Genomic DNA, 13795 nt, shown 5'->3' on the forward strand with positions numbered 1-13795 from the left:
TTCTACCCGTCTCATATTTGGAGCAAATATGTCCCGCGTTCTGCACTTTGTTCTGGCGCTTGCTGTTGTGGCGCTGCTTGCATTACTTGTAAGCAGTGACCGCAAAAAAATCCGCATTCGCTTTGTTGTCCAACTGCTCGTAATCGAAGTCTTGCTTGCCTGGTTCTTCCTGAACTCTGACGTGGGTCTGGGTTTTGTGAAAGGCTTCTCCGAGATGTTTGAAAAACTGCTCGGATTTGCCAACGAAGGGACAAACTTCGTCTTCGGCAAAATGAACGATCAAGGCCTGGCATTCTTCTTCCTGAAAGTGCTCTGCCCGATTGTCTTCATTTCTGCGCTGATCGGTATCCTGCAACATATCCGCGTACTGCCAATTATTATTCGCGCTATCGGTACCGTCCTGTCCAAAGTCAACGGCATGGGTAAACTGGAATCGTTTAACGCAGTCAGCTCCTTGATTCTGGGTCAGTCTGAAAACTTCATCGCCTATAAAGATATCCTCGGTAAAATGTCCCGCAACCGCATGTACACCATGGCGGCTACCGCGATGTCTACCGTTTCGATGTCAATTGTTGGCGCGTACATGACCATGCTGCAGCCAAAATATGTGGTCGCGGCGCTGGTTCTGAACATGTTCAGCACCTTTATCGTGCTGTCCCTGATCAACCCGTACCGTGTCGATGAGAGCGAAGAAAACCTGCAGATGTCTAACCTGCATGAAGGACAGAGCTTCTTCGAAATGCTGGGCGAGTATATTCTGGCGGGCTTTAAAGTCGCGATTATCGTTGCGGCGATGCTGATCGGCTTTATCGCACTGATTTCTGGTCTGAACGCCCTGTTCGCTGCCATCCTCGGCATCTCCTTCCAGGGTATTCTGGGCTACATCTTCTACCCGATTGCCTGGGTAATGGGTGTACCGTCCTCAGAAGCGCTGCAGGTGGGCAGTATCATGGCAACCAAACTGGTTTCCAATGAATTCGTGGCCATGATGGATCTGCAGAAAATCGCATCCAGCCTGTCTCCGCGTGCGGAAGGCATCCTGTCTGTCTTCCTGGTTTCCTTCGCTAACTTCTCTTCTATCGGTATTATCGCCGGTGCGATCAAAGGCCTGAACGAAGAACAAGGTAACGTGGTTTCCCGCTTCGGTCTGAAACTGGTTTACGGTTCAACGCTGGTGAGCGTCCTGTCCGCCTCTATTGCGGCACTGGTACTGTAATTCAGATAAACCGGGGGCAACCCCGGTTTATTTCTTCCCCGCCGCAAATAACGGCTGCGCTTTCCCCGTTAATATCCCGTGCAGATAGTCCCGATGCGTTCATTAACAATGCGCGCTATTTCCTGGTCCCGGCAAATTCCCCAATCACTGTTTTTACCAGCGCAATATTCATAAACCCGTAATTGCAATTAAACCTGGAAAGGATGTACATGAGGAGACAAAACGGGAAAATAAAAAACCCCCGCCGTAGCGAGGGTTCAAATTTTGGTGGAGCTAAGCGGGATCGAACCGCTGACCTCTTGCATGCCATGCAAGCGCTCTCCCAGCTGAGCTATAGCCCCACAATGTTCTTTACGCACCAAACCACCTGGGTAGAGGATTTGGTGGAGCTAAGCGGGATCGAACCGCTGACCTCTTGCATGCCATGCAAGCGCTCTCCCAGCTGAGCTATAGCCCCATCGCGTAAAGCGTGTCGTGTTGACGGGCGGCATAATATGAATTCCCTCGCCAGGTGTCAACGGCAAAATTATCTGGTCGCAATCAATCGCTGAAAAAGCATGCAAATGAAAGACATTGCGAAACATCTCGCAGCCAGTAGTTAAACATGTCACATTTTCGCATAAAATGATGCTATAACATTATTCACTAATTATCCCTACAACCACTCTGGAAATAACATGCTCAAGGAACGAATGACCCCGGAAGAGCTCGCGCAGCTTACCGGTTACAGCCGCCAGACCATCAACAAATGGGTGCGTAAAGAAGGCTGGGTCACTTCCCCTAAACCAGGCGTACAGGGTGGAAAAGCCCGGCTGGTGCATGTTAATGAGCAGGTCCGTGAATTTATCCGCAATGCCCAACGCTCGGCCAATGAAATAACGTTCTCTTCTCTGACTGCTAAAGACCCTACTCTGGAAACACTGCTTCTGACGCTGGCCAAAGAGATGACAATGCCCGAACAGAAACAGCTTTCCTCATTGTTACTTCGCGACGGCATTACCGGTTTGCTGTCTCGTCTGGGTATTCGTGAACAGAAATAAGATGAAACTACCTGATAAAATGACGACTGAGGAATTGGCGGATTTTCTCGGCGTGGCAAAACAGACGGTGAATCGTTGGATCCGAGAGCAAAAATGGTCCACCGAGAATTTGCCCGGAGTAAAAGGCGGCCGTGCGCGTCTTATCCATATCGATAAGAATGTTCGTCATTTCATTATGAAAACACCCACCATGCGCCAACGCCACTCCCCGGCATCGTTGGCTGAACCCTTTCCACACTATGAGGCGGATAAACAGACCTCGGCGCTTTTGAAAATTAATGGCGTGCTGCAAAACATGACGCCGCTTGAGCAAGAACGGTTGGTGGTGTTACTCGCGCGCGAAGGAATTCAGGGTTTTCTACAAAGACTTGGCATTTCAGCGATAGATTCGGAGTAAAAAAAACGGCAGGTAAAACCTGCCGTTTTCGTTTTATGTGCCGTCTTACTGCTGACTTTCGCGCTCAGCAATAAAATCCAGCGCTTTATTGATACGCTCAATGCTACGGGATTTACCAATCGCATGTACGGTAACGTCCAGCGCAGGAGACTGCCCTGCCCCCGTTACGGCCACACGCAGAGGCATACCGACTTTCCCCATCCCTACTTCCAGCTCATCAGCCGTTGCCTGGATCGCGTGGTGCACGTTTTCCGCAGTCCAGTCAGTCAGCGCGGCGAGTTTATCACGCACCACTTCCAGCGGTTGACGTGCGACCGGACGCAGGTGTTTTTTCGCGGCATCAGCATCAAACTCAGCGAAATCTTCATAGAAGTAACGGCAGCTTGCCGCAATTTCTTTTAGCGTTTTGCAACGCTCGCCCAGCAGTTTCACCAGATCCGCCAATTGCGGGCCGTTGCGGGTGTCGATATTTTCCTGCTCAATGTGCCACTGCAAATGGGTCGCCACATACTCAGGCGCCAGGGTGTTGATATAGTGGTGGTTCAGCCACAGCAGTTTATCGGTATTAAACGCACTCGCAGATTTGCTCACCGCGCCAAGTGAGAACAGCTTGATCATCTCTTCACGGGAGAAAATCTCCTGATCGCCGCTCGACCAGCCCAGGCGGACAAGGTAGTTCAGCAACGCTTCTGGCAGATAGCCGTCGTCACGATACTGCATCACGCTGACCGCGCCATGACGTTTGGAGAGCTTTTTACCGTCATCACCGTTAATCATGGATACATGCGCATAAACCGGTACCGGTGCATTCAGTGCTTTCAGGATGTTGATCTGACGCGGTGTGTTGTTGATATGGTCTTCACCACGGATCACATGTGTGATCTGCATATCCCAGTCGTCGACAACTACGCAGAAGTTATAGGTCGGAGAACCATCCGTACGACGAATAATCAGATCGTCCAGTTCCTGGTTGCTGAATTCGATCGGCCCGCGGATCTGGTCGTCAAATATAACGGAGCCGTCCTGCGGGTTAGCAAAACGAACAACGCATGGCTCATCCGCGGCATGATGTTCGTGACTATGGCGACAGCGACCGTCATAACGCGGTTTTTCACCTTTCGCCATCTGCTCTTCACGCAACGCTTCAAGACGCTCTTTGGAGCAATAGCATTTATAAGCAGTGCCCGCTTCCAGCATCTCATCAATAACCGCGTTGTAGCGATCAAAACGTTTGGTCTGGAAATACGGACCTTCGTCCCATTCCAGATTCAGCCAGTTCATACCATCCATGATGGCTTCAATAGCTTCTGGCGTTGAGCGCTCAAGATCGGTGTCTTCAATACGCAGCACGAACTCACCATCGTGGTTACGTGCAAAAAGCCAGGAGTAAAGAGCAGTACGCGCACCGCCGACGTGCAGATAGCCAGTCGGGCTTGGCGCGAAGCGAGTTTTGATTTTCATGAAAAGGCCTTACGTTTGATAAATATGCCGACAACCGGCAAATCCTGGAAATTGAGGTCGCAATATTCTATCACTGTGGGGTGATTCCTCAATGTTGTTGCCACAATCACAAGCGTCTATATGTATTTTGTATATAAATCATGCGTCCACGCTCGATTCAACAGCGGTTTGTTTAATTTTACGACGAACGAACAATTTCTTTTGAAAATGCGTTGACTCATTTTCAACTCTCCCTATAATGCGACTCCACACAGCGGGGGTGATTAGCTCAGCTGGGAGAGCACCTCCCTTACAAGGAGGGGGTCGGCGGTTCGATCCCGTCATCACCCACCACTACTTAAGTAGTCTCCGCCGTGTAATGTAAGAAATTGAGAAGTGGGTGATTAGCTCAGCTGGGAGAGCACCTCCCTTACAAGGAGGGGGTCGGCGGTTCGATCCCGTCATCACCCACCACTTTCTCGCCAGCTGGGTTTCTTACAACAATATGAAGTACCGAAGTGGGTGATTAGCTCAGCTGGGAGAGCACCTCCCTTACAAGGAGGGGGTCGGCGGTTCGATCCCGTCATCACCCACCACTTCGGGTCGTTAGCTCAGTTGGTAGAGCAGTTGACTTTTAATCAATTGGTCGCAGGTTCGAATCCTGCACGACCCACCAATGTAAAAAAGCGCCCTAAAGGCGCTTTTTTGCTATCTGCGATATAAAAGATTCGAACCTGCAGCAGGTTCGAGTCGACAAAATTGTCGGGAACAATTTTGAACAACGCGATAGCGTTGGCCCGAAGGGCGAGTCTCAGGATGAGACGAGTAGCGAAGTGAGACAACGGAGCCGCCTGCGGCGACGGCCCGAAGGGCGAGCGAAGCGAGTAATCCTGCACGACCCACCAATGTAAAAATGGCGCTGGCGGCGCTTTTTTGCTATCTGCGATATACCGTTCTTCTTCCGACACGTACTTTGTTACTTCTCTTCTGCTCAGGAACAGGAAAGAATACAAAAACCATTAAACTCGCCCTACCTGGCAGGATAATAAACCCTTAAAAACACCAAAAAGCCAGTCGAAAAAACCAACTTATCCCATAAAGTAAAAACAATAAAACCATTAAGTTATCTGCAGGCAGGTCTGATAACGCTTTGCCATAATTTATGCTTAATATAGAGATATAATACCCTGAGCGCGGCACAGATCCGCACGTGCCAGCGGTACTTTTCCACCGTTAATGGTGTTTTGGGCTAGAGAGGAGAGAAAAATGACAACAATTCAGGCAACCACATCAACAGTGATTTCCAGCAGCATCAGCGGTGGCAAAAGCAGCACCAGTAGCACCGGTGGCTCGTCTTCCTCAAACAGCGATATTGCTTCGCAGATCAGCAATATTATGCAGCAAATCTCTAAATTGAGTCAGCAATTGAAAGATCTCGCGACATCAGGCAGTGCCGATGCTGACAGCCAGAAACAGCGGGAGCTGCTACAGGCTGAGATCAAACAGTTACAAGCGCAACTGGCCCAACTGGAATACAAACAGGCAGAGGAAGCGCAGAAAAAAAATGACGAAAAACAGGCCCAGTCCGCCGTTAAACCAGAAGGTGTTAACACCCCTTCTGACAACAACCAGATCGATATTTACATCTGATGGAATAATGGGTCTTCTTCCCGGGCCTGGTTCAAACACCGGGCCTGTTCACGCACCACATCCCATAGCGCCTGCGCTGCTCCCGAAAGCGAACGATTTTTTCGCTGCACCAGCATGATCTTACGCTTAATCTCTGGCTTTAAGCGTTTCACACACAGTTGGCTCCCCTGCGGCAACGGTAACGCCAGCGCGGGCATGATGCTAATCCCAATCCCCGCTTCTACCATAGGAAATAACGTGGCCGGATGCCCTATCTCCTGAACGATAGCGGCTGTGATGCCAAATTGTGCCAGGGCGGCATCAATCAAAGGACGGCTGCCCGAAGCGTAGTCCTGAACCACAAGACGTGAGTCTTGCAGTGCTGACCAGGGTATGGTTTGCGATGTCGCCCAGGCGTGATCGTGACGACAGAGCAAAAAGAACGGCTCTTCCAGGATCTCTTCACACTGCAAATCACTCACCGGACCGGGATCGATAACGATGCCAAAGTCCACTTCACCATGACGAATACTCTCCAGTACCCACTGTTGTGGCCGATCATGCAGCATAAAGTCGATCTCCGGATAGAGACGGTTACTCTGCGCAATACATTGCGGAATCAAATGAGCCGAAATCGTCTGACTTGCCGCCACGCGCACTGTACCGGATAGTTGCTGGCCCACACGTCCGGCGTCACGCAGCGTGTTATTCAGTTCCTCGAGCAATCTCTCCAGTCTGGCTGCGAGCTGCTGCCCGGCTTCTGTCAGCACCACTTCACGCGTAGTACGATCGAGTAATCGGACACCGGTCTGCAGCTCCAGTTCTTTCACGCTGTGGCTCACTGCCGATTGGCTTAACCCAATAATATCCCCTGCCCGGCTGAAACTTCTGGCATGTGCTACCGTGACAAAGACACGAAGCTGTCGCAACGAATAATTCATCTAATAAATTCATATATGGATTCAATAAATTAATTTTATTTCTCAAAACAAAAAACGCAAACTGTTGGCACCGAATTTCAGGAGTGTTTATGAAACTTTTTCGTGTCCTTGACCCTTTTACATTGACGCTGGTGTGTACCGTTCTGCTGGCCACTTTCTTCCCGGCCCGCGGCGGTTTTGTTCCCTTCTTTGAAGGGCTGACCACCGCAGCCATTGCGTTGCTGTTTTTTATGCATGGCGCGAAACTGTCTCGAGAAGCGATTATTGCGGGGGGTAGCCACTGGCGACTGCATCTGTGGGTGATGTGCAGCACATTCATTTTATTTCCCGTTTTAGGGGTACTGTTTGTCTGGTGGTCACCCGTCAATGTGAGCCAGGAGCTCTACACCGGTTTCCTCTATCTGTGTATTCTGCCGGCGACCGTACAATCGGCTATTGCCTTTACCTCACTTGCCGGAGGAAATGTCGCGGCTGCCGTCTGTTCCGCTTCCGCCTCCAGCCTGTTAGGTATCTTCCTCTCCCCGCTGCTGGTTGGCCTGCTAATGAATCTGCATGGCGCTGACGGAAGCCTGGAACAGGTTGGCAAAATTATGCTGCAACTGTTGTTGCCCTTTGTCCTGGGTCATCTGTCACGCCGGTGGACGGGCGCGTGGGTGGCGCGTAATAAGAAGTGGATTTCGAAAACCGATCAGACATCCATTCTGCTGGTCGTCTATTCCGCGTTTAGCGAAGCCGTTGTTAATGGGATCTGGCACAAGGTAGGCGTAGGTTCACTGCTGTTTATCGTGGTGTTCAGCATGGTTCTGTTGGCGATTGTTATCGCGATTAATATCTTCGCAGCCCGTAAACTCGGGTTTAATAAAGCGGATGAAATCACCATCGTATTCTGCGGCTCCAAGAAAAGTCTGGCCAACGGTATTCCGATGGCCAACATTCTGTTCCCGACATCAGTGATAGGAATGATGGTGCTGCCTCTGATGATTTTCCATCAAATCCAGCTGATGGTCTGTGCGGTGCTGGCACGTCGCTACAAACGCCAGACAGAAAAACTGCAGGCACAGGAAACGGCGAAAGCTTAACGGCGTTTCAGGGGCTGCACCAGATGGGCCAGCCCCTCCGTTTTAATCAGCAAAACCAGTTGCATAAGTTCGCCAAGATGCCCGGCAGGAAACGAATCCTTACGGGCAAACCACAGCAGGTACTCCTCAGGTAAATCAATCAGCTTCCGCCCCTGATACTTCCCGAAGGGCATCTCAGTGTTCGCAATCTCAATAAGCTGCTCTTTTTCCATTTACGCACCCAGCAGCCGTAACATTTCCGCTTCATCAATCACCGCAATGCCCAACTCCTGTGCTTTCGCCAATTTGGAACCTGCGGCCTCGCCGGCGATAACCAGATCCGTCTTTTTCGACACACTGCCTGCCACTTTCGCGCCAAGCTCAACCAGGCGGGCTTTGGCATCATCGCGCGACATCTGGCTCAGGCTACCGGTCAGCACTACGGTTTTACCGGCAAAGGGGCTGTCTATCTCTTCGGCGTTAATAACGACCGGCGCAGGCCAGCGCACGCCCTCTGCCAGCAATTGGCCAATCACATCGCGGTTGCTCTCTTCGGCAAAAAAGTTAAAGACATGCGCCGCGACCACTTTGCCTACATCGGGTACTTTTTGCAGTTCCTCAATGGAAGCCGCTTCCAGCGCCTCCAGCGTACCGAAGTACGCCGCAAGCCCCGCCGCTGTGGCTTCGCCTACTTCACGGATACCCAGCGCGTACAGGAAACGGGCAAATGTGGTCTCTTTTGCGCTTTCTAATGCATTGACTACGTTTTGTGCCGATTTCGGTCCCATACGATCCAGACCCGTCAGCTTACCTGCCGTCAGACGGAACAGATCGGCAGGCGTATGGACGTACTCTTTTTCCACCAGTTGGTCGATAATCTTAACGCCCATCCCGTCAACATCCATTGCCCGGCGGGAGACAAAATGTTTCAGTGCTTCTTTGCGCTGTGCGCCGCAAATCAACCCTCCGGTACAGCGAGTGACCGCTTCGCCTTCCACGCGCTCCACGTCCGAACCACATACCGGGCAGTGGGCTGGAAATACGATTTCCCGGGTACCATCAGGACGCTCAGACTCCACCACATTGACCACCTGGGGGATCACATCGCCCGCACGACGAATCACGACTTTATCGCCAATGCGCAGACCAAGACGGGCGATTTCATCCGCATTATGCAACGTAGCATTACTCACCAGCACACCTGCGACATGTACCGGCTCCAGCCGCGCAACGGGGGTAATCGCCCCAGTACGCCCCACCTGAAATTCGACGTCACGAACAAACGTCATCTGCTCCTGGGCAGGGAATTTGAAAGCCACCGCCCAACGCGGCGCGCGAGCAACGAAACCAAGCTGTTCCTGGAGCGCCAGGGAATTGACCTTAATGACCACGCCATCGATATCAAAGCCCAGCGTCGGGCGGTCCTCTTCTACCTTGTGATAAAAAGCCAGCACCGCCTCCGGCGAGTCGCACAGCGTCACCCTGTCGCTGACCGGTAAACCCCACTCTTTAAAGCGCAACAAGCGTCCGAGGTGGGTATCGGGCAGTTCACCGCCTTCAAGCACGCCCACGCCATAACAGAAGAAAGTAAGTGGTCGCTTCGCCGTAATACGTGGGTCAAGCTGACGCAGAGAGCCAGCCGCCGCATTACGTGGGTTAGCAAACACTTTGCCTCCGGTGCGACGCGCTTCTTCATTAATTTTTTCAAACCCGGCCTGGGGCAGGAAAACTTCGCCACGCACTTCCAGACGCGCCGGAATATTGTCGCCATGCAGTTTCAACGGAATAGCGCGGATCGTGCGTACGTTGGTGGTAATGTCCTCACCGGTCGTACCATCACCACGGGTTGCGGCACGCACCAGCACACCGTTTTCATAGAGGATACTGACAGCCAGGCCATCAAGTTTCAGCTCGCAGCAGTAAATGAGCGCATCGGTACTTTTCAGCCGATCCTGAACGCGTTTATTGAAGGCAAGAAAGCTCTGCTCATCGAAGACGTTATCAAGCGACAGCATCGGGATTTCATGGCGTACCTGACTAAATGAGGCCAGCGGCGCGGCACCCACACGCTGTGTGGGTGAATCCGGCGTGATGAGATCAGGATGCTGCGCCTCAAGCTCGCGGAGTTCACGCAGCAGCCTGTCATATTCCGCATCCGGGATCTCAGGCGTATCCATGACATGATAAAGATATTCGTGATGGCGAAGAGTGGTTCGTAGTTCAGTGAGCTTTTGTTCGATTGATTCCATGTCGCACCATCAATGATAAAAAACCCCCGACGGGCGGGGGTTCTGGGGAAATAACGAAGCAACCGTGGCCGTTACGCGTTTGCGTCCCTGACTTCACGGATTCTGTCCTGATATTCACGCAGCTTCTGCGGTGTCATCATACGACGCTGGTCATCAAGCACCACGCCGCCAACTTCATCGGCGATATACTGCGCGGCTTGCAGCATCAATTTAAAGTTTTGCAGCTCGTCACCGTAAGATGGCACCTGCATAAACATGGTGATACCAGGCGTGGTGAGTTCGCTCATCCGCTCCGGATCAAATGTTCCTGGGTTAACCATATTGGCCAGGCTGAACAGCGTAGGACCGCTACCGTCCGGGCTGAGATGGCGATGGAAAATGCTCATATCGCCAAACTTGAAACCAACCTGCTGAATACTGTTGAGCAATAGCTCACCCTGTAGCGCGCTGCCCTGATGCGCCGCGACGTTCATAATAATGACCGTCTCTTTACGCTGCGGTTTTTCCGCAACCGGGGCTTCTTCAATATGCTCAGGTTCAGGCTCAGGTTGCGCGACAGGTTCATGATGCGAAGGCTGTGCCGCCGTAAACGCAGGTTGCTGTGGCTGTGCGGGTGCCACAGGCTGAGCAAATTCGCGCTCACGCGGCTCCTGAACGGGCTGCTGCGGCTCCACCTGCGGCGCACGTTGTACCGGCTGAGCAGACGGCTGCGCCTGGCGCTCTTCATGGCGGGCAGGGGCTGTTGCGCGAGGCTGCGCCGACGCGTACGGAGGCTGATACTGATGCTGTGGCTGTTGACGCGGCGCCTCAGGCTCACTTCCCGCTTTTGGCGGTGCGTTTACCCGATGAACGCGGACTTCGCCCACGCTGTCGTCATCTTCTTCGACATCCTCGTCGTAGGCGTCATCGTCGTCACGTCGCGACTTCATACGTTTTAACGGTCGATCGCGGAACATTGAGGAACGTTCTTTACGACTGGTCCAGAAACCGTGAACCAGTAAAGCGATTATGGCGATCGCGCCAACAATGATTAATATCAGACGCAAATCCTGCATCATTATATTCTCTGTTGTTCTAACACCTTGCCAACACGGCAAACATTTACTCACTAAGAGTATTTGCCGATTACGTCAAGTGCAAGTGTACACATGCCTTTCACAGCATAAAGATGAACGAAATTGTGCTTTTTGCTGTTTTTTCGAACATTTCCGAACGGGTTTTTTCACCTGCGAACAGATAATATAGGTTTTTGCTTTTCTGGCTGTAATAAAAGGAGTATTGCCCGGCTATGGTTTCCTCTTCCCCAACCTCATCACGCAGCGGCGTTTTCTATTTTTCTCAAGGCTGGAAGCTCATCACGCTGCCGGGCATTCGCCGTTTCGTTATTTTGCCGCTTCTCGTCAATATCATATTGATGGGGGGCGCTTTTGCATGGCTATTTTCCCGCCTCGATAACTGGATCCCCGCGCTTATGAGCCATGTTCCTGGCTGGCTACAGTGGCTTAGCTATTTGCTCTGGCCAATTGCGGTTATTTCAATCCTGCTGGTGTTCAGCTATTTCTTCTCCACTATCGCCAACTGGATTGCCGCACCGTTCAATGGCCTGCTCGCCGAACAGCTTGAGGCTCGCTTAACCGGTGCGACGCCGCCCGATGCTGGCGTGGCCGCCATCATTAAAGATATCCCGCGTATTATGAAGCGCGAATGGCAGAAGTTTGCCTGGTATCTGCCACGCGCGCTCATTTTATTACTGCTCTATTTCATTCCGGGTATCGGTCAAACCGTCGCGCCTGTGTTGTGGTTTTTGTTCAGCGCCTGGATGCTGGCCATCCAGTACTGTGATTACCCGTTTGATAATCACAAAGTGCCGTTCAAAGAGATGCGCGTCGCCTTGCGGACACGTAAGGTGACGAACATGCAATTTGGCGCGCTAACCAGCCTGTTCACCCTGATTCCGGTATTGAATCTGGTCGTGATGCCAGTTGCAGTCTGCGGCGCAACAGCAATGTGGGTCGACTGTTATCGTGAAAAGAACGCCGCCTGGCGCTAAAGGAATTATTCCGGTTCTTATTCCATACTGGTTACCATTATTTCGGCTCAGCATATAGATATGCGAATTCCTTACTTCCCCAGGGACAGTAAGTGGGTATGCTGGAGTGGTTCCCAAATTTCATACAGTTAAGGACAGGCCATGAGTAAGATTTTTGAAGATAACTCGCTGACTATCGGTCACACGCCGCTGGTTCGACTGAACCGCATCGGTAATGGACGCATCCTGGCAAAGGTAGAATCCCGTAACCCGAGCTTTAGCGTTAAATGCCGTATCGGTGCCAATATGATTTGGGATGCCGAAAAACGCGGCGTGCTGAAACCGGGTATTGAACTGGTTGAACCGACCAGTGGTAACACCGGTATCGCACTGGCATACGTTGCCGCAGCTCGCGGTTACAAACTGACCCTGACAATGCCTGAAACCATGAGCATCGAACGCCGTAAGCTGCTCAAAGCGCTGGGCGCGAATCTGGTGCTGACCGAAGGTGCGAAAGGCATGAAAGGCGCGATTCAGAAAGCGGAAGAAATTGTCGCCAGCGATCCCTCTAAATATCTCCTGCTGCAGCAGTTCAGCAATCCGGCTAACCCGGAAATTCATGAAAAAACCACGGGCCCGGAAATCTGGGAAGATACCGATGGTCAGGTAGATGTCTTTATCTCCGGCGTAGGTACCGGCGGTACGCTGACTGGCGTGTCTCGCTATATTAAAGGCACAAAAGGCAAATCTGATCTGATCACCGTAGCGGTTGAGCCGTCCGACTCCCCGGTTATCTCCCAGGCGCTGGCGGGCGAAGAGCTGAAACCTGGTCCGCACAAAATCCAGGGGATTGGCGCTGGTTTCATTCCGGGCAACCTTGATTTAAAACTGATCGACAAAGTGGTGAAAATTACCAATGAAGAAGCGATCAGTACTGCACGCCGTCTGATGGAAGAAGAAGGTATTCTTGCGGGCATATCTTCCGGCGCTGCTGTCGCCGCTGCACTGAAACTGCAGGAAGACGAAACCTTTACTAACAAGAATATTGTGGTTATCCTGCCATCCTCTGGTGAGCGTTATTTGAGCACCGCGTTGTTTGCCGATCTGTTTACTGAAAAAGAACTGCAACAGTGATGCCAGATTGTTAAAAAAGCGCAAAAAAGCACCTGAGAAGGTGCTTTTTTGTGGAGCACATCAAAGTTTCACCCCTCCTGGCATTGATTAGACTCCTCGGGTCTGGTATTTAACCATCACATTTATTTTGATGCGCGAAATTAATCGGTTTCTGATTTCACGAAGCTGAATCGATTTTATGATTTGGTTCAATTCTCGCTTTCGCTGCATAATGTTTAATGACGTGCGAAACGTCAAAGGCCAGAAGCGCCAGCACCGGATCGTGTTTTCCACGCTTCTGAGTCGTATACCGTAACGCCGGCGCTAACGATACAGGCTAAAGTCCAGCCGCCAGGCTAGACTTTAGTTCCACAACACTAAACCTATAAGTTGGGGAAATACAATGTTCCAGCAAGAAGTTACCATTACCGCTCCGAACGGTCTGCACACCCGCCCTGCTGCTCAGTTTGTTAAAGAAGCGAAAGGCTTCACTTCTGAGATCACTGTGACTTCCAACGGCAAAAGCGCCAGCGCAAAAAGCCTGTTCAAACTGCAAACTCTGGGCCTGACTCAGGGTACTGTCGTGACGTTGACCGCAGAAGGCGAAGACGAACAAAAAGCAGTTGAACATCTGGTTAAACTGATGGCAGAACTCGAGTAATTTTCCGGGTTCTTTTAAAGAT

General features: G+C 51.5%; 13 protein-coding genes and 6 tRNA genes. 12 read left to right on the forward strand and 7 right to left on the reverse strand.

What is annotated here, in order from left to right; all coding sequences use genetic code 11:
• Window positions 1-28: 28 nt before the first annotated feature.
• A complete protein-coding gene (locus IP582_RS18335) occupies window positions 29-1216 on the forward strand; it encodes a NupC/NupG family nucleoside CNT transporter (RefSeq protein ID WP_193794039.1) in 1188 nt (395 codons plus the stop codon).
• A gap of 265 nt (window positions 1217-1481) precedes the next feature.
• Here IP582_RS18335 and IP582_RS18340 read toward each other — a convergent pair.
• Both IP582_RS18340 and IP582_RS18345 read right to left on the reverse strand, forming a co-directional pair.
• Window positions 1482-1557 (reverse strand) — tRNA-Ala (locus IP582_RS18340).
• A gap of 40 nt (window positions 1558-1597) precedes the next feature.
• Window positions 1598-1673: transfer RNA gene (locus tag IP582_RS18345), tRNA-Ala, on the reverse strand.
• Window positions 1674-1893: 220 nt separating this feature from the next.
• Between IP582_RS18345 and IP582_RS18350 the strand changes: the two genes are divergently transcribed.
• Both IP582_RS18350 and IP582_RS18355 read left to right on the forward strand, forming a co-directional pair.
• Complete coding sequence (locus IP582_RS18350) at window positions 1894-2256, forward strand: YfeC-like transcriptional regulator (protein WP_193794040.1); 363 nt, start codon at window positions 1894-1896, stop codon at window positions 2254-2256.
• Window position 2257: 1 nt separating this feature from the next.
• The gene (locus IP582_RS18355; protein ID WP_193794041.1) at window positions 2258-2653 is read left to right on the forward strand and encodes a YfeC-like transcriptional regulator; all 396 of its coding nucleotides are present in this window, start codon (window positions 2258-2260) and stop codon (window positions 2651-2653) included.
• Window positions 2654-2698: 45 nt separating this feature from the next.
• Here IP582_RS18355 and gltX read toward each other — a convergent pair whose 3' ends face one another.
• On the reverse strand, window positions 2699-4114 hold the full coding sequence (gene gltX / locus IP582_RS18360) for a glutamate--tRNA ligase (protein WP_079496193.1): 1416 nt from the start codon (window positions 4112-4114) through the stop codon (window positions 2699-2701).
• A gap of 257 nt (window positions 4115-4371) precedes the next feature.
• Here gltX and IP582_RS18365 point away from each other — a divergent pair.
• The 5 genes from IP582_RS18365 to IP582_RS18385 all read left to right on the forward strand — a co-directional run bounded on the left by IP582_RS18365 (window position 4372) and on the right by IP582_RS18385 (window position 5743).
• Window positions 4372-4447 (forward strand) — tRNA-Val (locus IP582_RS18365).
• A gap of 44 nt (window positions 4448-4491) precedes the next feature.
• Window positions 4492-4567, forward strand: a tRNA-Val gene (locus tag IP582_RS18370).
• Window positions 4568-4613: 46 nt separating this feature from the next.
• Window positions 4614-4689: transfer RNA gene (locus tag IP582_RS18375), tRNA-Val, on the forward strand.
• Window positions 4690-4693: 4 nt separating this feature from the next.
• A tRNA-Lys gene (locus IP582_RS18380) sits at window positions 4694-4769 on the forward strand.
• Between the two features lie 590 nt (window positions 4770-5359).
• Entirely contained in the window at window positions 5360-5743 is a 384-nt protein-coding gene (locus tag IP582_RS18385; protein WP_039079746.1) for a FlxA-like family protein, read from the forward strand.
• Here the strand turns inward: IP582_RS18385 and IP582_RS18390 are convergent.
• Complete coding sequence (locus IP582_RS18390) at window positions 5734-6663, reverse strand: LysR family transcriptional regulator (RefSeq protein WP_193794042.1); 930 nt, start codon at window positions 6661-6663, stop codon at window positions 5734-5736. The two genes, IP582_RS18385 and IP582_RS18390, sit on opposite strands and share 10 nt — an antisense overlap.
• An 89-nt stretch (window positions 6664-6752) precedes the next feature.
• Between IP582_RS18390 and IP582_RS18395 the strand changes: the two genes are divergently transcribed.
• Window positions 6753-7742 carry a bile acid:sodium symporter family protein gene (locus tag IP582_RS18395; protein WP_039079744.1) on the forward strand — a complete coding sequence of 330 codons (990 nt, stop codon included), beginning with the start codon at window positions 6753-6755 and terminating at the stop codon, window positions 7740-7742.
• Here IP582_RS18395 and IP582_RS18400 read toward each other — a convergent pair.
• The 3 genes from IP582_RS18400 to zipA all read right to left on the reverse strand — a co-directional run bounded on the left by IP582_RS18400 (window position 7739) and on the right by zipA (window position 11028).
• Window positions 7739-7954: a DUF3820 family protein gene (locus IP582_RS18400; RefSeq protein ID WP_193794043.1), complete on the reverse strand. Its 216-nt coding sequence runs from the start codon at window positions 7952-7954 to the stop codon at window positions 7739-7741. The genes IP582_RS18395 and IP582_RS18400 overlap by 4 nt on opposite strands.
• Window positions 7955-9970, reverse strand: coding sequence for an NAD-dependent DNA ligase LigA (gene ligA / locus IP582_RS18405; protein ID WP_193794044.1), 2016 nt, complete (start codon window positions 9968-9970; stop codon window positions 7955-7957).
• A 71-nt stretch (window positions 9971-10041) separates the two neighbouring features.
• A complete protein-coding gene (zipA, locus tag IP582_RS18410; RefSeq protein WP_228007910.1) occupies window positions 10042-11028 on the reverse strand; it encodes a cell division protein ZipA in 987 nt (328 codons plus the stop codon).
• Between the two features lie 230 nt (window positions 11029-11258).
• On the opposite strand from zipA, the gene cysZ reads away from it, so the two are divergent.
• The 3 genes from cysZ to ptsH all read left to right on the forward strand — a co-directional run bounded on the left by cysZ (window position 11259) and on the right by ptsH (window position 13773).
• Window positions 11259-12020, forward strand: coding sequence for a sulfate transporter CysZ (gene cysZ / locus IP582_RS18415; RefSeq protein WP_193794046.1), 762 nt, complete (start codon window positions 11259-11261; stop codon window positions 12018-12020).
• A 141-nt stretch (window positions 12021-12161) separates the two neighbouring features.
• Window positions 12162-13133 (forward strand): cysteine synthase A, encoded by a 972-nt coding sequence (cysK, locus tag IP582_RS18420; RefSeq protein WP_193794047.1) that lies wholly within the window; start codon window positions 12162-12164, stop codon window positions 13131-13133.
• Window positions 13134-13515: 382 nt separating this feature from the next.
• Window positions 13516-13773 carry a phosphocarrier protein Hpr gene (gene ptsH, locus IP582_RS18425; RefSeq protein WP_039079738.1) on the forward strand — a complete coding sequence of 86 codons (258 nt, stop codon included), beginning with the start codon at window positions 13516-13518 and terminating at the stop codon, window positions 13771-13773.
• Window positions 13774-13795: the final 22 nt, after the last annotated feature.

Source organism: Citrobacter sp. BDA59-3 (genome assembly GCF_015167655.1).
In the GTDB taxonomy this organism is placed as follows: Bacteria; Pseudomonadota; Gammaproteobacteria; order Enterobacterales; family Enterobacteriaceae; genus Phytobacter; species Phytobacter diazotrophicus.